This window comes from Pseudomonas sp. R2-37-08W (assembly GCF_003851705.1).
GTDB lineage: Bacteria > Pseudomonadota > Gammaproteobacteria > Pseudomonadales > Pseudomonadaceae > Aquipseudomonas.
The window spans coordinates 1,975,144-1,995,520 of record NZ_CP027728.1; the positions used below are offsets into that span (position 1 = coordinate 1,975,144).

General features: G+C 61.3%; 15 protein-coding genes, 4 tRNA genes and 3 pseudogenes. 12 read left to right on the forward strand and 10 right to left on the reverse strand.

What is annotated here, in order from left to right; translation table 11 throughout:
• Positions 1-54 precede the first annotated feature (54 nt).
• On the forward strand, positions 55-1,116 hold the full coding sequence (locus C4J93_RS09215; protein WP_124362003.1) for an AI-2E family transporter: 1,062 nt from the start codon (positions 55-57) through the stop codon (positions 1,114-1,116).
• Here C4J93_RS09215 and C4J93_RS09220 read toward each other — a convergent pair.
• Positions 1,113-2,147, reverse strand: a complete 1,035-nt coding sequence (locus C4J93_RS09220) for a HAMP domain-containing sensor histidine kinase (RefSeq protein ID WP_124429151.1) — start codon at positions 2,145-2,147, stop codon at positions 1,113-1,115. The two genes, C4J93_RS09215 and C4J93_RS09220, sit on opposite strands and share 4 nt — an antisense overlap.
• Positions 2,147-2,962, reverse strand: coding sequence for a response regulator (locus C4J93_RS09225; RefSeq protein ID WP_372238174.1), 816 nt, complete (start codon positions 2,960-2,962; stop codon positions 2,147-2,149). Before C4J93_RS09225 ends, C4J93_RS09220 begins: the two co-directional genes overlap by 1 nt.
• A 208-nt stretch (positions 2,963-3,170) precedes the next feature.
• Between C4J93_RS09225 and pyrF the strand changes: the two genes are divergently transcribed.
• Complete coding sequence (gene pyrF / locus C4J93_RS09230; protein WP_124366448.1) at positions 3,171-3,869, forward strand: orotidine-5'-phosphate decarboxylase; 699 nt, start codon at positions 3,171-3,173, stop codon at positions 3,867-3,869.
• Positions 3,870-4,034: 165 nt separating this feature from the next.
• Here the strand turns inward: pyrF and C4J93_RS09235 are convergent, their stop codons facing one another.
• A complete protein-coding gene (locus C4J93_RS09235; RefSeq protein ID WP_124429153.1) occupies positions 4,035-5,042 on the reverse strand; it encodes an NADP-dependent oxidoreductase in 1,008 nt (335 codons plus the stop codon).
• Positions 5,043-5,271: 229 nt separating this feature from the next.
• Between C4J93_RS09235 and C4J93_RS09240 the strand changes: the two genes are divergently transcribed.
• From C4J93_RS09240 to C4J93_RS27625, 4 genes and pseudogenes are all read left to right on the forward strand, one after another.
• Positions 5,272-6,033: an SDR family oxidoreductase gene (locus C4J93_RS09240; RefSeq protein ID WP_124362008.1), complete on the forward strand. Its 762-nt coding sequence runs from the start codon at positions 5,272-5,274 to the stop codon at positions 6,031-6,033.
• Between the two features lie 202 nt (positions 6,034-6,235).
• Complete coding sequence (locus tag C4J93_RS09245) at positions 6,236-7,648, forward strand: PLP-dependent aminotransferase family protein (protein ID WP_124429154.1); 1,413 nt, start codon at positions 6,236-6,238, stop codon at positions 7,646-7,648.
• Positions 7,649-8,643: 995 nt separating this feature from the next.
• A pseudogene (locus tag C4J93_RS27620) lies at positions 8,644-8,868 on the forward strand (HAMP domain-containing protein); the annotation flags it as partial.
• An 18-nt stretch (positions 8,869-8,886) separates the two neighbouring features.
• Positions 8,887-9,729 (forward strand): methyl-accepting chemotaxis protein, encoded by an 843-nt coding sequence (locus C4J93_RS27625; protein ID WP_372238175.1) that lies wholly within the window; start codon positions 8,887-8,889, stop codon positions 9,727-9,729.
• Between the two features lie 36 nt (positions 9,730-9,765).
• Here the strand turns inward: C4J93_RS27625 and C4J93_RS09255 are convergent, their stop codons facing one another.
• Positions 9,766-10,578, reverse strand: a complete 813-nt coding sequence (locus tag C4J93_RS09255) for an alpha/beta fold hydrolase (RefSeq protein WP_124429156.1) — start codon at positions 10,576-10,578, stop codon at positions 9,766-9,768.
• 159 nt (positions 10,579-10,737) lie between these two features.
• A complete protein-coding gene (locus tag C4J93_RS09260) occupies positions 10,738-11,508 on the reverse strand; it encodes a hypothetical protein (RefSeq protein WP_164485240.1) in 771 nt (256 codons plus the stop codon).
• Positions 11,509-11,866: 358 nt separating this feature from the next.
• Between C4J93_RS09260 and C4J93_RS09265 the strand changes: the two genes are divergently transcribed.
• The 4 genes from C4J93_RS09265 to C4J93_RS09280 all read left to right on the forward strand — a co-directional run bounded on the left by C4J93_RS09265 (position 11,867) and on the right by C4J93_RS09280 (position 12,281).
• A tRNA-Glu gene (locus C4J93_RS09265) sits at positions 11,867-11,942 on the forward strand.
• Positions 11,943-11,945: 3 nt separating this feature from the next.
• Positions 11,946-12,021 (forward strand) — tRNA-Gly (locus C4J93_RS09270).
• Positions 12,022-12,126: 105 nt separating this feature from the next.
• Positions 12,127-12,202: transfer RNA gene (locus C4J93_RS09275), tRNA-Glu, on the forward strand.
• Between the two features lie 3 nt (positions 12,203-12,205).
• Positions 12,206-12,281 (forward strand) — tRNA-Gly (locus C4J93_RS09280).
• A 69-nt stretch (positions 12,282-12,350) separates the two neighbouring features.
• Here C4J93_RS09280 and C4J93_RS09285 read toward each other — a convergent pair.
• Positions 12,351-13,841, reverse strand: coding sequence for a PLP-dependent aminotransferase family protein (locus C4J93_RS09285; protein WP_124429157.1), 1,491 nt, complete (start codon positions 13,839-13,841; stop codon positions 12,351-12,353).
• Between the two features lie 80 nt (positions 13,842-13,921).
• Here C4J93_RS09285 and C4J93_RS09290 point away from each other — a divergent pair.
• A pseudogene (locus C4J93_RS09290) lies at positions 13,922-15,576 on the forward strand (M24 family metallopeptidase).
• 67 nt (positions 15,577-15,643) lie between these two features.
• Here the strand turns inward: C4J93_RS09290 and C4J93_RS09295 are convergent.
• The 3 genes and pseudogenes from C4J93_RS09295 to C4J93_RS09305 all read right to left on the reverse strand — a co-directional run bounded on the left by C4J93_RS09295 (position 15,644) and on the right by C4J93_RS09305 (position 18,802).
• A complete protein-coding gene (locus C4J93_RS09295) occupies positions 15,644-17,383 on the reverse strand; it encodes a dipeptidase (protein WP_124429158.1) in 1,740 nt (579 codons plus the stop codon).
• 96 nt (positions 17,384-17,479) lie between these two features.
• Positions 17,480-17,722: pseudogene (locus tag C4J93_RS09300) on the reverse strand (phospholipase D-like domain-containing protein); the annotation flags it as partial.
• 453 nt (positions 17,723-18,175) lie between these two features.
• Positions 18,176-18,802: an alanyl-tRNA editing protein gene (locus C4J93_RS09305; protein ID WP_124429159.1), complete on the reverse strand. Its 627-nt coding sequence runs from the start codon at positions 18,800-18,802 to the stop codon at positions 18,176-18,178.
• Positions 18,803-18,894: 92 nt separating this feature from the next.
• Between C4J93_RS09305 and C4J93_RS09310 the strand changes: the two genes are divergently transcribed.
• Positions 18,895-19,827 carry a LysR family transcriptional regulator gene (locus C4J93_RS09310; protein WP_124429160.1) on the forward strand — a complete coding sequence of 311 codons (933 nt, stop codon included), beginning with the start codon at positions 18,895-18,897 and terminating at the stop codon, positions 19,825-19,827.
• A 129-nt stretch (positions 19,828-19,956) separates the two neighbouring features.
• On the opposite strand, the gene C4J93_RS09315 is transcribed toward C4J93_RS09310, so the two are convergent.
• Positions 19,957-20,364 carry a PA2817 family protein gene (locus C4J93_RS09315; RefSeq protein ID WP_124362017.1) on the reverse strand — a complete coding sequence of 136 codons (408 nt, stop codon included), beginning with the start codon at positions 20,362-20,364 and terminating at the stop codon, positions 19,957-19,959.
• Positions 20,365-20,377 lie beyond the last annotated feature (13 nt).

Consider the following 20,377-nt stretch of genomic DNA (forward strand, 5'->3'; position numbering starts at 1 on the left):
ACCCGCGCCGTTCGCCTAAGCTGTCTTCCTACATGACTCTTTTCGAGATACCCGATGCTCAATAACGATCGCCTGCTGGTGCAAATCCTGCTGCTGGTGCTGTTCGGTGCCAGCTTCTGGGTCATGGCGCCGTTCTGGTCGGCGCTGTTCTGGGGCGCGGTGCTGGCGTTTGCCAGTTGGCCGCTGATGGTACTGCTGACCCGTGGGCTGGGCGGCCGCGAATCACTGGCGGCCGGTATCCTGACATTGGGCTGGATGTTGCTGGTCGCGCTGCCGCTGGTGTGGCTGGGGTTCAACCTGGCGGACCATGTGCGCGATGCCGTCGTGTTGATCAAGGATATCCAGGTCGACGGCTTGCCCAATGCGCCCACCTGGCTGGGCTCGATCCCGCTTATCGGCGAGCGGCTGGTGGCGACGTGGGACAGCATCGACCAACAGGGCGCGGCGCTGATGCTGAGCATCAAGCCTTACCTGGGCCAGGTCGGCAATTGGTTGCTGGCGCGCAGTGCGCAAATCGGCGGCGGCATTCTCGAACTGACCTTGAGCCTGGTTTTCGTGTTTTTTTTCTACCGCGACGGGCCGCGCCTGGCGATGTTTGTGCACCGTCTGCTGGAGCGCCTGATCGGCGACCGCGCCAGCTATTACATCGAACTGGTGGCCGGTACGGTGCAACGGGTGGTCAATGGCGTGATCGGCACGGCTGCCGCCCAGGCCGTGCTGGCGCTGATCGGCTTCCTGATTGCCGGCGTGCCTGGCGCGTTGCTGCTGGGGGGCGTCACTTTCCTGCTCAGCCTGATTCCCATGGGCCCGCCGCTGGTGTGGATTCCGGCCACGGCCTGGTTGGCGTGGAAGGGTGACTACACCTACGCGGTGTTCCTTGGCGTGTGGGGCACCTTCATCATCAGCGGCGTCGACAACGTGCTCAAGCCTTACCTGATCAGCCGTGGCGGCAACCTGCCGTTGGTGATCGTGCTGCTGGGCGTATTCGGCGGCTTGATCGCGTTCGGCTTTATCGGCCTGTTTATTGGCCCGACCTTGCTCGCGGTGGCCTACAGCTTGTTGACCGACTGGAGCGCCACCCAGGCCCAGGCGCGGCGCGAAGACAAACCGCTTTAAGCCCTCGGCAGCCACACTACGGCGGTCAAACCGCCGCCTGGCGTATCGTCCAGGCTCAGGTGGCCGCCGAGGCGCTCGACCGCTTCCTTGGCAATCGTCATGCCCAGGCCGACGCCGCCGGAATTACGGTTGCGCGAGCCCTCCAGGCGAAAGAACGGTTCGAACACCGCTTCGCGCTTATCGGCCGCGATGCCAGGGCCGTGATCGATCACCCGAATCACCAGGGCGCCGCGGCTGTCGGCCAGCTCCACGCGCGCCGAGCCGGCATAGCGCAGGGCATTGTCGATCAGGTTGTTGAGGCACGAACGCAACGCCATCGGTTGCACCTGCAAGGGCGCGCAGGTGCCGCACACCTGCACATCGCTGCCTTGGTCCTGGGCGTTTTCGCTGAGCGATTCCACCAGCGCCTGCACGTCGAGCCAGTGGCGGGTCTCGCTGGTGCGCTGTTCGTGCAGGTAGCTCAAGGTGGCGTCGAGCATGCCGATCATGTCGTTGAGGTCCTGGCGCATCTGGCCTTGCAGCTTGGTGTCTTCGATCTGTTCCAGGCGCAGTTTCAGCCGGGAGAGCGGCGTGCGCAGGTCATGGGAGACTGCCCCGAGCATGCGTGCGCGCTGGCTGACTTGTTCGCGGATGCGCCTTTGCATCAGGTTGAAGGTTGACGCGGCCTGGCGCGCCTCGCGCGGCCCGGATTCGTCCAGCGGCGGGCTGTCGAGGTCGAGGCTCAAACGCTCGGCCGCCGCGCTCAGGCGCTGGATCGGCCGGCTCAACAGCTTGGCGCCGTACCAGGCGGCGATGATCAGCGAGATGAACTGAAACGTCAGTGGCACCACCGGGCCACCGAACCAGGGGCGCTGATGCTTGACCAGCGGCTTCATCGAGCCATCCGGCTGCTCGACGAAGGTTTCCGGCGGCGGTGGCGGCGGAGGGCCGTAATGATGGAACCAGAAGAACGCCAGCGCATGCGCCAGCACGATGGCCACCAGCAATACGCCGAACAGCCGCCCGAACAACGTATTGAAGGTGGCGCGCATCAACCGATATCCCGCGCGTCGAACAGATAGCCTTCGCCGCGCACGGTCTTGATCAAGTGGGGGGCCTTGGGGTCGTCGCCGAGTTTCTGGCGCAGGCGCGACACCAGCAGGTCGATGCTGCGGTCGAAGGCTTCGATGGAGCGACCGCGTGCGGCATCCAGCAATTGTTCGCGGCTCAACACGCGGCGCGGCCGTTCGATAAACACCCACAGCAGGCGGAACTCGGCGTTGGACAGCGGCACCACCAGGCCGTTGTCGGCCACCAATTGGCGCAACACGCTGTTGAGGCGCCAGTTGTCGAAGCGGATGTTGGCGCGCTGCTCGGTACGGTCATCGCGCACCCGGCGCAGGATGGTCTGGATACGCGCCACCAGTTCGCGCGGTTCGAAAGGCTTGGACATATAGTCGTCGGCGCCCAGTTCCAGGCCGATGATACGGTCGGTGGGCTCACAGCGGGCGGTGAGCATCAGGATCGGAATGTCCGATTCAGCCCGCAGCCAGCGGCACAAGGTGAGGCCGTCTTCGCCCGGCAGCATCAGGTCGAGCACCACCACATCGAAGGTTTCGCCTTGCATGGCCAGGCGCATCGCCGCGCCGTCGGTCACGCCGGAGGCTAAAATATTGAAGCGCGCCAGGTAATCGATCAGCAATTCACGAATCGGCACATCGTCATCGACGATCAGCGCACGGGTGTTCCAGCGCTTGTCGTCGGCGATCACCGCGCCTGGGTGCTCGTCGTTTACCGGGACGGAAGGAGTCTGCATAGTGCGATCATCTGCCTGATTGTTACGGTCAGCATAGGCGCCCAGCCCCATGGCTGGAAGTGCTGGACGGTCGGTCATGCGGCGAGGCTAACGGTGGGGCGTGTTGGGCGCATGTCGTGAATGTATCGGCTTTGAAATAATTGCCGCAAACCGGTGCCTATCAACGTCGAAATCAGTATTTACCGATCATCGGATCCCGCAACGGCGCCGCTTGCGCTACAATCCGCGCCGATTTCGACTTGCCTGAGAGCCCATTCCAATGTCCGTCTGCCAGACTCCTATCATCGTCGCCCTGGATTACCCCACCCGTGACGCCGCACTGAAGCTGGCTGACCAGTTGGACCCCACGCTTTGCCGGGTCAAGGTCGGCAAGGAACTGTTCACCAGTTGCGCGGCGGAAATCGTCGGCACCCTGCGTGACAAGGGCTTTGAAGTGTTTCTTGACCTTAAATTCCACGATATCCCCAATACCACGGCCATGGCGGTCAAGGCAGCGGCCGAGATGGGCGTGTGGATGGTCAACGTGCATTGCTCCGGCGGCCTGCGCATGATGAGCGCCTGCCGGGAAGTGCTGGAACAGCGCAGCGGGCCGAAACCGCTACTGATCGGCGTGACTGTGCTGACCAGCATGGAGCGCGAGGACCTGGCCGGCATCGGCCTGGACATCGAGCCGCAGGAGCAGGTATTGCGCCTGGCCGCCCTGGCGCAAAAAGCCGGCCTCGACGGCCTGGTCTGCTCGGCCCTCGAGGCCCAGGCGCTCAAGAGCGCTCACCCGACGCTGCAACTGGTGACCCCGGGGATCCGCCCGGCGGGCAGTGCCCAGGATGACCAGCGCCGTATTCTGACGCCGCGCCAGGCGCTCGATGCCGGTTCCGACTACCTGGTGATTGGCCGTCCGATCAGCCAGGCGGCCGATCCGGCCAAGGCGCTGGCAGCCGTCGTTGCCGAAATCGCCTGATACTGGATGTGAAAGTGGTCCACTGTGGGAGCGAGCTTGCTCGCGAAAAACGTCCAGGCAACGCGTTCATTCTGAATAAACGCGGGGGCCCTGAGTTCTTCGCGAGCAAGCTCGCTCCTACAAAAAGCCTTAAGGCATGCCCCTCCCACATTTGTCTATCCTGTATCAGCTGACCTTCAGCACCAGCTTGCCAAAGTTCTCGCCGTTGAACAGCTTCATCAACGTCTCGGGAAACGTCTCCAGCCCTTCAACGATATCTTCCTTGCTCTTGAGCTTGCCCTGCGCCATCCAACCGGCCATTTCCTGCCCGGCAGCGGCAAAGTTCGCTGCGTGATCCATCACCACAAAGCCTTCCATCCGTGCGCGGTTGACCAGCAATGACAGATAGTTGGCCGGGCCTTTCACGGCTTCCTTGTTGTTGTACTGGCTGATGGCCCCACAAATCACCACCCGCGCCTTCAGCGCCAGGCGGCTGAGCACCGCGTCGAGAATGTCGCCGCCAACGTTATCGAAGTACACATCCACGCCTTTGGGACACTCACGCTTGAGGGCGGCGGGTACGTCTTCGTGTTTGTAGTCGATGGCGGCATCGAAGCCCAGTTCGTCCACCAGGAACCTGCACTTGTCGGCGCCCCCGGCGATGCCCACCACGCGGCAGCCCTTGAGTTTGGCGATCTGCCCGGCAATGCTGCCGACCGCACCGGCCGCGCCGGAGATCACGACGGTCTCGCCGGGCTTGGGGGCACCTGTGTCCAGCAGCGCGAAGTAAGCGGTCATGCCGGTCATGCCCAGCGCAGACAGGTAGCGCGGCAGGGGCGCGATTTTCGGGTCGACCTTATAGAAACCGCGCGGCTCGCCCAGGAAGTAATCCTGCACGCCCAAGGCGCCGTTGACGTAGTCGCCCACCGCAAAGTTCGGGTGCTTGGAGGCGATCACCTTGCCTACGCCCAATGCACGCATCACTTCGCCGAGGCCGACAGGTGGAATGTAGGACTTGCCCTCATTCATCCAGCCACGCATGGCGGGGTCGAGGGACAGGTACTCGTTGTGCACTAGCACTTGCCCGTCCTGCGGCGTGCCTACCGGGACTTCCTGGAAGGTGAAAGTGTCCCGCGTGGCGGCGCCGACCGGGCGTTTGGCAAGCAGGAACTGGCGGTTGGTCTGGGCAGTCATGGCGGCAACTCTTTAGAAGGGGAGTATGAGTGATAGACAAGGAACCGCCTGTGAGCAAGATTGTTCGAGCCACGCGAATGCTTGCCGATAAACGAGGTTGATAGTCAGCCCGGTGGCCTTATCACCCGGACGCATGCAGCGCCAACCGGCCTTCTGATAGTGCTGACGCGTCGCTACCCTGATTGGCTAGACTCGCTCGACGGCTATCAACCCCCAAAGGACATTCCCCATGAGCATGACGTTTTCCGGCCAGGTTGCCCTGGTGACCGGCGCCGCCGCCGGTATTGGCCGCGCGACCGCGTTGGCGTTTGCCGCCGAAGGCTTGAAAGTGGTGGTGGCCGACCTCGATGTGGCGGGCGGCGAGGGCACGGTTGCGTTGATTCAGCAAGCGGGTGGCGAAGCTTTGTTTGTGCGCTGCAACGTCACCCTGGAGGCGGATGTGCAGCAATTGATGGCGCAGACCGTCGCCGCCTACGGCCGCCTGGACTATGCCTTCAACAATGCCGGGATCGAGATCGAGAAGGGCAAACTGGCTGACGGCAGCCTGGATGAGTTCGATGCCATCATGGGGGTCAACGTCAAGGGTGTGTGGTTGTGCATGAAGTATCAACTGCCGCTGTTGCTGGCCCAGGGCGGTGGCGCCATCGTCAACACGGCGTCGGTGGCGGGGCTGGGCGCGGCGCCGAAAATGAGTATTTATGCGGCGTCCAAGCATGCGGTGATCGGCCTGACGAAGTCGGCAGCCATCGAGTACGCGAAAAAGAAAATCCGCGTCAATGCGGTCTGCCCGGCGGTGATCGATACCGACATGTTCCGCCGCGCCTATGAAGCTGACCCGCGCAAGGCCGAATTTGCCGCAGCGATGCACCCGGTCGGGCGCATTGGCAAGGTCGAGGAAATTGCCAGCGCGGTGTTGTACCTGTGCAGTGATGGTGCGGCCTTCACCACCGGTCAGGCCCTGGCGGTGGACGGCGGTGCCACGGCGATTTAAGACTTCACACTGCAACCTGTTCGAAAAGGACTGGGGGTGTTGTGGGGTGTTTCCATAGCTGGCACAAAGCCGCGATCGAATGTGTATCACCAGGTAAAAAACTCAATAAAATCAATGCTTTAATAAAAATTGAGAACGGGTTTTATTGGGCTTCTGTGCTTAACTGTTTGGGTTGAATACAAACAGTTGAAGTGAGTGGCTCATGGATTTAGGGATTGATCGACAAGCCCCGGTACCGGTGGTGCAGCAAATCATCAGCGCAGTCGCGGGATGGATTCGCGAGCATGGGGTGAGCCCCGGCACACGCTTACCGTCTGTGCGGCAATTGGCCCTCGACAACCTGCTCAGCCAGTCCAGCGTGATCGAGGCTTTCGAACGGATGGTGGCCCAAGGCATGCTGGCCTCGAAAAAAGGCTCGGGGTTCGTCGTGGCGCAACCGGCGAGCGTTCAGGAGAACCAGTGGTACGAAGGCGCCGAACAGGGCTGGGGCAGGTTTACCGACAGCCCTTTAGGCGAGCTCAAACTCAGCTGTGGCTGGCTGCCGGACGCCTGGCGCGAGAGCGATGACATCAGCTACGCGATCCGCGAAGTCAGCCGCACCGACACCGCAGGCCTGTTCAATTACAGCACGCCTCTGGGCCTGCCGGCCCTGCGTGAACAACTGCTCAAGCGCCTGACCCAGATTCAGGTGCCCAGCAGTCTCGACTGCATTCTCACCACCCACGGCGCCAGCCATGCCCTGGACCTGCTCATCCGCACGCTGCTCAGGGCCGGCGATACGGTGGTGGTCGAGACCCCCGGGTATGGCAACCTCTACCGGCAACTGGCGTTTCACGGGGTAACGTTGCTGGAAGTGCCCCGCACGCGCAGCGGCCCGGATATCGAGGTGCTGGAGGCGCACCTGCAATGCCATCGGCCCAAATGCCTGTTCATCAACAGCCTCTATCACAACCCTACCGGCACCAGCCTGTGCCGCGCGGTAGCCGAGCGTTTGCTGGCGCTGGCATGCAGTCGGGATTTTCTGATCATCGAGGAAGACGTCTACGGCGATCTGCAGCATGCCAGTTGCACGCGGTTGTCGGCGTTGCCCCATGATGACCGTGTCATCTACGTCTCCAGTTTTTCCAAGACGCTGAGCAGCGCCTTGCGCGTGGGCTACCTGAGCGCCAGTGCGGCGATCATCGCGCAACTGGCGCAACTCAAGACCCTGACGGGCATCGGCACCTCACGCTTTGCCGAAGCGCTAGTGGCCACTTTGCTGGTCAACGGCGCCTACCGCAAGTGGGTGCAGCGCCTGCGCAAGCGCCTGAATACGCAAATGGCCGCCACCTTGCAGGTGCTGGAGGATGAAGAATGGCAAGTGTTTGCAGTACCCGCCGGCGGCATGTTCCTGTGGGCGCGGCCTGGCGCGCAAAACCCTTCGCGCGTGCAGGCGTGTGCCCGCAAGCTCGGTGTGCTGCTGGCGCCGGGCATGCTGTTCAACCCGGCGGGTGAGTGCTGCGAGTGGCTGCGCATCAACGTGGCCTACGCAGCTGATCCGCGAGCACTGGCGCTGTTTCGTGCCCTGGGGCCCGCCAGATCGACCTCGACCATTCTGAAAACGACGGGTGTGTAGCTTTTTGCCATTATTGTGGCGCCCACGACTTGTGTTCAGTGCCCCGTGATTGCGACTCTCGCTGCTGGTAAGCGGGTTTATGGCATCTGCCATTGCAAGAGGACTCAAGTGCAATGATTTCGGGCGCGCAACGACGTTTCGCCAACCTCGGTATGGCGAAAAAACTGGGCTTGGGTTTTACCCTGGTGCTGCTGCTGACGGCAGTGATAGCGGCCATTGGCGTATGGTCGCTGCAAACCGTTGGCCAGCGCTTCGAAGGCCTTAAGCACATGTCCTCGCTCAACAGTGGCCTGCTCAAGGTGCGCCTGATCGAACAGGATTACGCCTTGCACGCCGACCCCAAGGCTGTTGACGCCCTGCATGAAAGTGTCGACGCGCTGGCCGCGCTGGCGGCCAGTCTCAAGGCCCAGTCCGCTGCCAATGTGCCGGTCATGGCCGATGTCGAGCAAGCCCTGGCAGCCTACCGCAAGGCGTTCGACGAGTTCGTCGAACTGACCCAGGCCAAGGACCTAGCCCTGGAAATGGCCAGTTGGTCGGTGTCCAGCGTGGCCAATAACCTCGATGTGTTGCAGGCCGGCCTGGCGGACGATGGCGCCTATGGCCTGAAGGAAAGCCAGGGTAAGGCGGGTGCCGAGTTTATCGAGCAGGCAGGGCAGGTGAGCCAGGTGTCGCGGTTGATGCTGCAGGCGATGAACGAAGCGCGGCTACGCCTGGATCAGAGCCGCAAGGCCGATGCGGAGGAGTCCGAGCAGGGCAAGATCGAACAGGCCGACCAGGCGCTGGCCCAGGCCGAACAACTGAAAACCTCGGTCAAGGACCCCGGCTACCAGACCGTGCTCAATGAAGTGTCCGGGCATATCGCGGCGTTCAGCGAAAAGCTCGGCGAGTACACCGGGCTGTTGGCCCAGGAAAAACTGGTTTACAAACAACTGCATGATCGCGCCGATCAGGTGGTCAGCCGAGTCAACCTGGCCTATGACGCCGAAGACCAGTCGATGCAGGCGCAGTTGGGCAAAAGCACGCTGCTGATCATCGGTTCATCCGCCCTGGCGCTGCTGGTGGGGCTGATCGCGGCCTGGGTGATTACCCGCTTGATCGTGGCGCCGCTGCGCAGTGTGATCGCAGTGGCACAGCAGATTGCCTCTGGTGACCTGAGTGGGCGCATGGAGGTCAGCCGCCGCGACGAAATCGGCCAACTGATGCAGGCAATGCAGCAGATGGGCAACGGCCTGAGCCATATGGTCAGCGGGTTGCAGGCCGGTATCGAGCAACTGGCCAGCTCGGCGCAGACGCTGTCCAGCGTTACCGAGCAAACCAACGTCGAAGTCAGCAGCCAGAAGGAAGAAACCGAACAGGTGGCCACGGCGATGAACCAGATGACCGCCACGGTGCACGACGTGGCGCGCAACGCCGAAGAGGCCGCGCAAGCCGCACAGACGGCGGATGACAAGGTCGACAGCGGCCAACGGGTGGTGCGCCAGAGCTTGCAGCGCATCGAATTGCTGTCCACGTCCAGCAACAGTGCCAGCGCCAGTATCGAAAGCCTCAGCGCGGAGATCCAGAACATCGGCACGGTCCTGGGCGTGATCAAGAGCGTCGCCGAGCAAACCAACTTGCTCGCCCTGAACGCCGCGATCGAAGCGGCCCGCGCAGGGGAGCAAGGGCGCGGCTTTGCGGTGGTCGCCGATGAGGTGCGGGCGCTGGCCAAGCGCACTCAGCAATCGACCGAAGAAATCGAACGCCTGGTCAGCACCTTGCGCAGCGCGGCGCAGTCGTCGGTGCAGCAGATTCAACAAAGCGGCGAACTGGTGAAGCTGGCGGTCAGCGATGCGTTCGAAACCGAAAGCGCCCTGGGCAGCATTGCAGCGGCGGTGTCATTGATCCAGCAGATGAACCAGCAGATTGCCGCAGCGGCTGAAGAGCAAAGCTCGGTGGCCGAAGAGATCAACCGCAGCGTCACCAGCATCCGGGCAAGTGCCGATCAATCGGCGTTGAGCATGCAAGGCAATGCCGCCTCAAGCATCCAGCTGGCGCAGCTGGGCGCGGAACTCAAGGGCATGGTGGGGCACTTTCGCCTCTGATCGCGGCCGGGGCGCCGCGACCAGTGGAGAAGGCGATCAGGCGTTGTTGGCGAGGAACGTCAGCAGCGCTTCATTGACGTAGTCCGGGTTCTCCCGGCTGGAGATATGCCCGGCGTCGGGAATCAACGTCAGGGCGCAGCCGATCAGCTCGGCCATTTCCTGGGATTCCGCAGGTGGCCGCGGCTTGTCCTGCTCGCCGCACATGACCAGGGTGGTATCGCGATCCAGGCGCGCGAGCTGATCGAGAATGTCTGCGCGGCTGAAGATCAAGCGGCCCAGGGGCACCACGCTGTCCAGCAGGCGTTCCCGGGGGAAATCCTGCAGCGACTGACGAAAGTCCTGATACAGGGCTGATTCGCGGTCGATTTCCGGCCTGAAGAAAATCGGCGCGATCACATCCAGCAGCGTCGGCGGGATGGCGCCGGCGTCTTCGATCATCTTGAACAGCGAGAAGTAATACTGGCGCGTGGCGTCCGGCTCGGCGCCCAGGTAGGTGTCCATCAGCACCAGGCTGTTGATGCGTTCCGGTGCCAGCAAGGCGAGGCGGGCGCCCCACATGCCGCCGACCGACAGGCCCACCAGGTTGACCTGTGAGATGTCCAGCTGGTCGAGCAAAGCCAGGTTGTGACGTGCCAGGTCATCAAGGGACAGGGTTTGCGCAGGCAGCGTGCCCGACTCGCCATGGCCCCACAGTTCAGGGACGATCACACGGTATTGCTGCGACAGCGCTTCGATCTGCGGTGCCCACATGTCGCGGTCCCACAGGTAGCTCGAACCCAACAAGACGACCGGGCCGGTGCCCTGGTCGATATAGTGCAGCGGTTGTCCATCAATCACGGCGACAGGCATAGCAGGCCTCTAACTTCACGGAGTGAGGGGCACTTTTTTACGCTAGTCGGGGCGGGGGGATAGATGCAAACTGATGGCACCGTCATGTGCGGCGCAGGCAGGAGCGAGCAAGCTCGCCCCCGCACTCGGAAGGCCGGCCCGTGACGGGGCCAACGGAACTCAATCGTAAATGGCTTTCTTTTTCCACTCGGCATCGGCGTCGACGACTTTCAGGCCTTCGGTCAGTTCGTTGACTTCGTTCTCGGCCGGCGCGCTGTTGGTCAACACCGTGGAGTTGGCGCGGGCCAACTGCGACTCCAGCAATTGCAACTGTGCGCTGTACAGCACGGGCTCGGGTTGTTTGCGCAGGTACTGCACGCCACGTTCGAACGCCAGGCGCGCCTGGCCCGGCTGACCTTGCTGCAGGGCATGCTGGCCCAGGTTGTTGAAGAACTCGATGTGCAGCAGCACCAGGATATGGCGGATTTCCTTGATCCAGTGCTTGGCCTCGTTGGTCGGCAGAAAGCCGTCCTGGGCTGCACGGGTGACCTGGCCATGCAGTGCTTCGAGCAGGAAGCGCACATCCTTGGCCTTGGCTTCGGTCTGGATCGGCGCGGGCGGGTTGGCCACCGGAATCGATTCGCCCTGGGCGATCATTGCATTCAGCTCGGCGATCCGTGCCTTGAGCGCGGCGCTGGACTTGTTGAGGTTCAGCAGGCGTTGGTTGACGTTGAGTTCCAGGCGGGTCAGCAACAGCTTGAGCGCCGGCGTCATCAACTGGCCGGGAAAGGTCTCGGTGATTTCACCACAGCGACGCAGCCGATCATTGAGCTCGATCTCGGTACGCTTCTTTTCCAGCTTATTGTTTTCCACCACATGGTTCATGTAGCCAATGGCGATCAGTATTACGATCCCGGCTATTACCAGCAGGGTGATCATGAGTGGTGTCACCGGTGTGACCTCTTTATAGGGTTTGCTGTGGAGTGTAGTGACTGCGCTAACCGGCGGATAGGACTGTTCGACCAGTTGCCCAGGTAGTTTCTTCTATATAGGTAAAGTGATCCTGCATGGATGCACATTGCCATCATTTGCCTGTGGCAACTATAGCGCCTTGTGGCGCGTCAGAATATAGGCGCCAGGGCTTAGGCGCAGCAGAATGCCAGCGCAGGCCGCTCAACGGGGCGAAGTCATTGATTTAAATAAATTTATCCTTGGGGGTTGACGACCTTTCAATCCATCCATAGAATGCGCGCCACTTACAGCGTAAAGCACACAGCGAAACGCGGTAGGGAGTGAATGTTGTACGTGTGTCCCCTTCGTCTAGTGGCCTAGGACACCGCCCTTTCACGGCGGTAACAGGGGTTCGAGTCCCCTAGGGGACGCCATATGCGGGAATAGCTCAGTTGGTAGAGCACGACCTTGCCAAGGTCGGGGTCGCGAGTTCGAGTCTCGTTTCCCGCTCCAATTTACAAGCAGTGTGGCCCTCGGGCGGCATTGAGTGAAACCAGGACCACGTCTTCGGACGAGGCCTCTGGGCACTGAAATACACACCATGTGTTTCAGTAGCGTGTCCCCTTCGTCTAGTGGCCTAGGACACCGCCCTTTCACGGCGGTAACAGGGGTTCGAGTCCCCTAGGGGACGCCATTTGCGGGAATAGCTCAGTTGGTAGAGCACGACCTTGCCAAGGTCGGGGTCGCGAGTTCGAGTCTCGTTTCCCGCTCCAATTCAAAGAAAAAGCCACTCAAACGAGTGGCTTTTTTTGTCTGCGAAAAACAGCGCCCACCTCTTGAAGTCATTGGCGCTGAAGGCTGTTGGCCGCTTGGGCCAAGCGCAAGGTGGCTTGACGGATTTCCTCCTGATTGAGCGACGCAAAACCCAACCGCAACGCATTTTCCGGCTGGCCCAGCGGCGAGAACTGCCGACCGCTGCGCACCACCAGTCCGTGGTCCAAGGCAGTCTTTACCATTCGATCTACGTCTATTTCATCCTCGAAACGCACCCACAGTGCCAGGCCGCCTTCGGGCTCGCGCACCTGGATACGAGCGCCCAGCGACTCATGCAGACAGGTCTGCAACGTCTCTCGACGCACTCGATATTCTTTCGACACGCGGCGCAGATGCTTTTTCAATTCACCGTCGTTGATCAGGTCGGCCAGCATCTTCTGGGCGACGGCGTCGGCATCTCCCAACATCAGCGCCGCGTTGCGGTGCAGGGCCTCTATCACGTGGTTGGAGGCCACCACATAGCTGCATCGAAACGTCGAGCCCAGCGCCTTGGACAACGAACCGATATAGATCACATGGCGCTGAGAACGGTCACTGGCAAGCGGCAGGTAAGGGCGCCCGTTAAAGTGGAATTCGTGGTCGTAATCTTCTTCGATAATGCAGAAGTCGTGCAGCGCTGCGAGCGTCAACAGTTGTTGTCGGCGCGCGGCGTGCAGGCTGACGGTGGTCGGGAACTGGTGATGCGGCGTGACATAGATCATGCGCACTTTGTGCTGCTGGCATAGACGGTCGATCTGGTCCGTGCGACAGCCTTCTTCGTCTATGTCCACCGTGACCAGTTGCGCGCCCAACTGTCGAAAAATTTCCCACGCCGGCGGGTAACTCAGACGCTCCACCAGTACCACGTCCCCCGGTGTGAGCAGCAGGCTGGCGCTCAGGCACAGCGACATCTGCGTGCCCTGGGTCAGGCAGATATTGTCGGCGTTGACGGCCAGCCCGCGTTCGCCGCGCAGCATCTCGGCGAGAGCGCAGCGCAGGTGATAGCCGGTGCCTTCGCTGCCGTAGCGTACGGTGTTGGAGGCAAAGCTGTTGCGCAGGGCGTTGCGGTAGTAGCGATGCAGCACGGCTTGCGGCAGCAGGCGGTGGTCGCTGGTGCCATTGTCGAAAAACAGCGCGTCATGCCGGTGGCGTAGCGCGGTGACCTGAGCGTTATGGGCGAAATAGGGTACCTCCGGCTGCGCCAGCAGGGGCGGTGCAAAGGCTTGCGGCGCGCCACCGGGCAGTTGCTTGGGCTTCAACTGGGCATTGACGAACGTGCCGCGACGCGGCTCGCTGATGAGCCAGCCCTTGGTCGCGGCTTCTTCATAGGCCAGGATGACCGTCTTGCGGTTAACGTCGAGCAATTGCGCCATTTCCCGCGTACCTGGCAGCAAGGTGCCGGGCGGCAGGCGCCCTTCGAGAATCGCGGTCACCAGGCCCTCGGCAATCTTGCGGTAGGACGCTTGTGGTGCGTTCTCATCGAGCTTGAGTAAAGGGCGCCATCTACGCATCTGGACCATCTGAAGTATCCAAAACTGGAGGTTCTTATGGGCCCAGTCTAGCGCAACAATGCAGCTTCACATTCTGAGGTCCTGAGCACATGCGCCATGTCATCGAACTGTCCCCCTCGGGGAAAACCTTTGAGGCCGGCGACGAGCTGTTGCTTGACGCCATGCTCGCCAGCGGCCTGTCGGTGCCGTTCTCCTGCCGCCGTGGCGCGTGCGGCTCGTGCAAGGTGATAGTCGCTGAAGGCGAGTATCGGGCCAAGCGCCTGGCACCGGATGCGCCGGTGCCGTGTTACCCACTGGCCGCCAATGAAATGTTGTTGTGCCAGAGCCATGCGTGCTCCGACATGCGCCTGGAAATTCCTGGCTGGTCCCTGGATACCCCGCGTTGGTCATTGATGCTCAGGTACTCGACAAGCGTGCACTCGGACCCGACGTCATCGAACTGGTACTCAAGCCGGATACACCGGTGGTGGCGCGGGCTGGCCAATACCTCAAGTTCCGCCTGGCGGACGGTGACACGCGCTGTTTCTCGATTGCCAACCTGCCTGCAGAGGACGATGGGCGTCTGGTCTTCCAGATCCGCCGGGTCAGCGCCGGGTACTTTTCCGACGGTATTCTGGGTCGCCTGGCGGTGGGTGAGCGCTTGCAGCTGGAAGGACCGTTTGGCGCCTGTACCTGGCAGGACGATGCCGCCACCGCCGTCGTCCTGTTCGCCACGGGCACCGGTTATGCGGGTATCAAGCCGATCCTGTTGAGCGCGCTCAAACAGGATATCGAGGTGACGTTGTATTGGGGCGGCGCGCAGTCTACCGACTTTTATGACAGCGCCTTCCTGGACCAATCGACGCTCGATCATCCACGTTTTCGCTGGCATGCCGTGCGCTCATCCGAGGGCAGGGTGCAGGAGGTTGCGTTAAGCCATGGGCATCACTGGGAAACGGCCCAGGTCTATGCGTGTGGGAACGGCACCATGCTCAGCCAGGTACGGACCCAGTGCCTTGCGGCGGGGTTGCCGAGCCATCGGTTTGTCGCGGAGGCTTTTGTCGCCAGCGGTCGGGCGAATGCTGTAACGGTTTCCCCATCGTTCGACCCGGTCTGGGAGAAAGTCGGCCCGCGTTATTCCCTGGATGGCATGCTGGCGGCGCGAGACAAATCCATACGCGCCCTCGCGGCCATCGTCAGCCAGTTGAGGGTCGGCATGACCACCGGCGAAGCCCTTGAGATGGCCGCCGCACAATTGCAGGCCATGGGCGCGTCGCACACCTGGCATCCCACCTACATCCGTTTTGGCGCCGACACGGTGCGGCCACCTCGCGAAGGCATCGATCGTCAGCGCAGGCTGCGCGCCACGGATATCGCCGTGGTCGACCTTGGCCCGGTGTGGGACGGCTACGAAGGTGATTATGGCGACACCTTTGTATTCGGTGACTCGCCGTTGTACCTGGCCTGTACCACCGCGCTGCATGAAGTGTTCGATGAAACCCGCCAAGCGTGGCTGCGCGGCCTGACCGGGCGCGAACTCTATGACTTCGCCGAACAGTGCGCCGTGGCCAAAGGCTGGAGGCTGGCGCGGAACCTGGCGGGGCATCGCCTTGCGGATTTTCCCCATGCGTTGTTCGAAAGCAAGCAACTGGCCGACCTGGAAATCGCACCGAGTGAGATGGCTTGGGTGCTGGAGATTCAGCTGTGCCATCCCACTGAGCCGGTCGGTGGATTCTTTGAAGACATGCTGATGTTACAGGCCTGAAAAACCCATCTGCAGGACGAAGCAGAGTCCAATGTGGGAAGGGGCAAACCCTTCCCACATTGGATATTCACAGCTTAGGCAACTGGCCGACACGCCCCATCATTTCCGTAACGATCTGCAGGTCCAGCAGGAACTGCTCGACGGTCTTGAACTCACCGTCGGTGTGCCCGGTGTATTTCTGTTCCGGGCGGGCCAGGCCGAATTGCACGCCGTTGGGCAGGTCGTGCACGGAGGTGGCGCCGGCGGATGTGCCGAACTTATGTTGCATGCCCAGGTTTTCAGTGGCCACTGCCAGCAACGCTTTTACCCACTCCCCCTCGGGGTTGCGGTACATCGGTTTATCCAGCGAATAGGTGAAGTTCACGTTGACCTTGGCGTGTGCGTTCCAGGCGTTCAGTTTCTGCTCGAGCTGTGCCTTGAGTGCCTCCGGGGTTTTGCCTTTCGGCGCGCGCAGGTTCACCGCCAGCTTAAAGGCTTTGTCATCCAGGCCGACAAAGGTCGGCGAGGTGGTCAGCGGCCCCATGAAGTCATCGGCAAAGCCCACGCCCAATTTGCCGCCCAGGTAATCCAGGCCCCAGTTGTCCGCCGCATACTTCGCAGCATCGGTGATGTGGTTGTGCTGGAGGGCAATCTTGCCATCGAGGCTGTGGATCAACTCCAGCATACGTGCCACCGGGTTGACCCCGGATTCGGGCTCGGAAGAGTGGGCTGACACGCCGGTGACGGTGAGTTTGACGTTCTTGCTGTCGACCTTGGCGGTCACCTGGAAATTGCCGCCATTGCGCTTGGCATAATCATCCCCGGCCTGCTGCAGGCTGGCCGCTAATTCAGCAGGGTTATCGCTGACCAATGTGGCGACCGATACCGATGGAATCTGGTTGGTGGCCTTGCCGCCGGTCATTGCGATGATCTCCGCGCCCGTGCCTTCACCCTTGCGCACCGGGAAGGTGGCCATGACGGTGCCCGAGCCTTTTTCGGCGATCACCACCGGGTAACCGCCATCCAGCGCCAGGTTGTATTGCGGCACGGGGTTGCGTTCAAAGTAGTAAGGAATGGCGTCACCGGAGGTTTCTTCAGTGGTGTCCACAAGCAGCTTGAACGTACGCGCCAGCGGCAGCTTTTCTTCCTTGATCACTTTCATGGCGTACATCGCCACGACGATCGCGTTCTTGTCATCCTCGGTGCCACGGCCGTACATGCGGTCGCCGATCAGCGTGACCTTGAACGGGTCGAGCTTGGTGCCATCCTGCAGCACCCAGTTTTCCGGCGTCACCGGTACCACATCGGCGTGGGCATGCACGCCGACCACTTCTTTACTGCTGCCTTCCAGGGAAATTTCATACACGCGGTTATCGACGTTACGGAAGTTCAGGTTGAAAGACTTGGCCAGGGCCTGGATTTTGTCGGCTATCTTGAGAAATTCCGGGTTTTTATACTGCGGTAGCCCCTCTACGTTGAACGTCGGGATTTCCACCAGCTCGCGCAGGGTCTCGAGCGCGGCTTTGCCATACTTCACGCGGGTGTAAATGCCCAGCAGGCGGTTGATCTCGTTCTGCTGGTCGGCACTCAGGGTTTTGTTATGGAGAAAGGCGCTGATGGCCGGGGCGATGTCACCGGTCTTGCCCAGGTCGCCTTTGGCCAGCGTGCCGAGGAAACTGCGAAAATCGCTGACCGATGTATCGCTGAAACTCTTCAGAATTGCGGTGTTCTGTTCAGGCGTGATGTTGGCGAGCGCAGCTGGGGTGACGGCTGCAAGGCTGGCAGCGAACAGGGTGGCGGCCGCGAGTTTTTTCAGTGGAAAGTGCATGGTTAGAGGCATTCCTTTGCAGAGAGTGAGTAGGGGTGTTTCTGACCGATAAGGCAGAAACATTTCTACACACTACCATTACCCAGATGCCCCAGGTCAATGCTCGCCAGGATGAGGCGCGGGGTACTCATCCGTCACGTTCAAGGCTCTAGCGTAGGGGCCGTCCCACAATTGCTCATGCAATTGCCCTACGCGCTTGGCCATCGCTTCACTGCGCATCACTACTTCCAGATTGCGCGAATTATCCAGGTAGCCGCCCAACCAGTTGCTGGTACCCACCCACGCTACCTGCCCGTCGATCTCCATGGTCTTGCTGTGGATCACCCGTGCATAGGGGATTGGGGGGTAAACCGGCAGGGATGCCGGTTTAGCCGCCCCGCGCCATGGATGGCGCGTGGCGGCGGCCCCCCAAATCACTGTCGGATTACGGGCACACCGAGCCTAGGCGAGGTGCCGAGTGGTGGGGCAAGAGCGTTTTGCTTACTTTTGCGCTTTTCAAAAGTGAGACGCCGTAAGGGCGGAACCCTAAGCCGCCGTTACCGCAGCAACGGATATGTACTCGCCCTGATCCAGCATCCTGGTCGGCTGTCAGGCCGCCATCGGGGGCAAGCCCCCTCCCACATTTAGGTCGCGGGGCATCAGTTAGAGAGGCTTCGGCTCTTGAGCCGTCACAGGTTCAGGGCCGTGCCAAAGTTGTGTAGATACCCATGCCCCGATAGCAGTGTGTCTGTCAGCTTGTCTGTCACTGATACACCGCCATCGGGGTGTAGAACCGTCCCACATTTGTGAGTGTCAGTTGATTTCGTAGCGCACCGACAATGCGCCTTTCTTCTCCGACACGGCCAGTATCGTCACGTGGCCCACTTCCCCCAGAGCCTGCACATGGGTGCCGCCACAGGCGTAAGCCGGCAGTTCGCCGAAGCCGACTTCGCGTGTGCCTTCATCCAGGGTCATCTGCCGTGAGTAGTCAGCGGCGATCCATTGATTGACTTGCTGTTGGAGCGCCTCGGCGTCCATGGTTTGTGCGGTTTCGCCACGGATAAAGGTGATCTTGCCTTCCCCCGGCCAATGGTGAGCCTTGATCGGCATCCAGCCCAGGCGTTCGCCGGCATTGCCAATCAAATGCCCCGCTGAGTGAAGGCGGCTGTGCAGCGCGCGGCGTTGTGCATCGACCCGTGCAGTGATCGGGCCGGGTTCCACAGCTTGATTGACGTAGTGCACCACATGCTCGGCTTCCTGCATGACGCGCAGCACCTGGCTGTCGCCGAGCCACCCGGTGTCGAATGGCTGGCCGCCGCCCTGGGGATGGAAAATTGTCGACTGCACAACAACGGCGAATTGCTCAGCGTGCGGGGTGCAACTGAGCACTTCCAATTCGGCAGTCAGGTGATCGTGGGTGAAAAACAGGCGCTGGGTCATGGTCGTCTACATCCGCATTCAGGTTCTGCGGGCAGTATAAATACTGCGCTGATAGGTGATAATCCATGCAAATATCAATGGACCTGTGCGTCATGAGCATCAATCTTCCTTTGCCGCTGCTGGGTGAAATGGCGATTTTCGTCAAAGTGGTGGAAACCGGCAGCTTCTCCGAGGCGGCGCGGCAGCTGAGCGTTTCACCTTCGGCGGTGAGCCGCAGCATTTCGCGCCTGGAACAGGCCTTGGCAACCCGGTTGTTGCAGCGCACCACGCGCAAGCTGCGCCTTAGCGAGGGCGGCGAAGAGGTGTTCAAGCGGTGCCAGGAGATGGTCAACGCGGCGCGCTCGGTGATGGAAATCAGCGGGCAATTTACCCATGAAGCCGAAGGCCTGGTGCGAGTCAGCGTGCCCAAGGCGGTGGGGCGGTTTGTGGTGCATCCGCATATGCCGGAATTTCTGCGGCGCTATCCCAAGGTGGATGTGCAACTGATCCTTGAGGATCGGCATGTGGATTTGATCGATGACAATGTCGACCTGAGCATCCGCATCACCGACAGCCCGCCACCCGGTCTGATCGGGCGGCAGCTATTGCCGATTGAACATTTGCTGTGTGCAACGCCGCAGTACCTGGCCGAGCATGGCACGCCCAGTCACCCCCATGATCTGCTGGAGCACAGCTGCATCTACCTGGGTGAAACCCCAGGGGACTCACGCTGGAAGTTCCGCCAGGCCGGCAAGGCGGTGACGGTCGGTGTACGCGGGCGATATGCGGCGAACCACACGGGCGTGCGGCTGGATGCGGTGTTGCAGCATGTGGGGATTGGCAGCTTGCCGTATTTCACGGCGCGACATGCCTTGGAGGCGGGGCAGTTGGTGCAGGTATTGCCGGGGTGGGATTTTATTGCGTCGTATCATGGCGAAGCGTGGTTGCTGCACTCACCGACGCGATACTTGCCGCCGAAGTTGCGGGTGTTTATTGATTATCTGGTGGAGTGCATGGCGAAGGAGCCGACACTGCGCCGCCGTTAAAAATGTGGGAGGGGGCTTGCCCCCGATGGCGGCGGATCAGTGATAGGTAAGCTGACTGACACACTGCTATCGGGGGCAAGTCGAATCGTCGCACCGCCCCTCCCACATTTGGATTGGGTGTTCTGCAAGTCAGTGCTTGCTCTGGTCGTCCGGCATGGCCAGCAGCTGCTTTTCCTGGTTCCAGTCGAACGGTTCGTCGTTCAACTCGGCTTCATGGCGACGCTCTTCCAGGGCCTGGTACAGGTCCAGTTCTTCGTCGGGCATGAAGTGCAGGCAATCGCCGCCAAAGAACCACAGCAGGTCGCGCGGTACCAGGTGGGCGATTTGCGGATAGCGCAGGATGACCTGGCTCATCATGTCTTGGCCAAGGTATTGGCTTTCGATCGGATCGATGGGCAGCAGGGCGCGCAGTTCGTCGAAACGTTCCAGAAACAACAAATGGCTTTCCTCGGGTACCTGTTCGGCTTCGCCGACGGCAACCAGGATGCTACGCAGGTGGTCGAGCAAGACGAGATGATCGGCAACGACGTTGGACACGAGATAAGTCCTC

Coding starts and splice junctions, on each gene's coding strand:
- C4J93_RS09305 (WP_124429159.1), bottom strand. CDS start 18,802: ATGACCCAGCGCCTGTTTTTCACCCACGATCACCTGACTGCCGAATTG.
- C4J93_RS09220 (WP_124429151.1), bottom strand. CDS start 2,147: ATGCGCGCCACCTTCAATACGTTGTTCGGGCGGCTGTTCGGCGTATTG.
- C4J93_RS09225 (WP_372238174.1), bottom strand. CDS start 2,962: ATGGGGCTGGGCGCCTATGCTGACCGTAACAATCAGGCAGATGATCGC.
- C4J93_RS09215 (WP_124362003.1), top strand. CDS start 55: ATGCTCAATAACGATCGCCTGCTGGTGCAAATCCTGCTGCTGGTGCTG.
- C4J93_RS09240 (WP_124362008.1), top strand. CDS start 5,272: ATGAGCATGACGTTTTCCGGCCAGGTTGCCCTGGTGACCGGCGCCGCC.
- C4J93_RS09285 (WP_124429157.1), bottom strand. CDS start 13,841: ATGGTCCAGATGCGTAGATGGCGCCCTTTACTCAAGCTCGATGAGAAC.
- C4J93_RS09255 (WP_124429156.1), bottom strand. CDS start 10,578: ATGCCTGTCGCCGTGATTGATGGACAACCGCTGCACTATATCGACCAG.
- C4J93_RS27625 (WP_372238175.1), top strand. CDS start 8,887: ATGGTCAGCGGGTTGCAGGCCGGTATCGAGCAACTGGCCAGCTCGGCG.
- C4J93_RS09235 (WP_124429153.1), bottom strand. CDS start 5,042: ATGACTGCCCAGACCAACCGCCAGTTCCTGCTTGCCAAACGCCCGGTC.
- C4J93_RS09295 (WP_124429158.1), bottom strand. CDS start 17,383: ATGCACTTTCCACTGAAAAAACTCGCGGCCGCCACCCTGTTCGCTGCC.
- pyrF (WP_124366448.1), top strand. CDS start 3,171: ATGTCCGTCTGCCAGACTCCTATCATCGTCGCCCTGGATTACCCCACC.
- C4J93_RS09310 (WP_124429160.1), top strand. CDS start 18,895: ATGAGCATCAATCTTCCTTTGCCGCTGCTGGGTGAAATGGCGATTTTC.
- C4J93_RS09245 (WP_124429154.1), top strand. CDS start 6,236: ATGGATTTAGGGATTGATCGACAAGCCCCGGTACCGGTGGTGCAGCAA.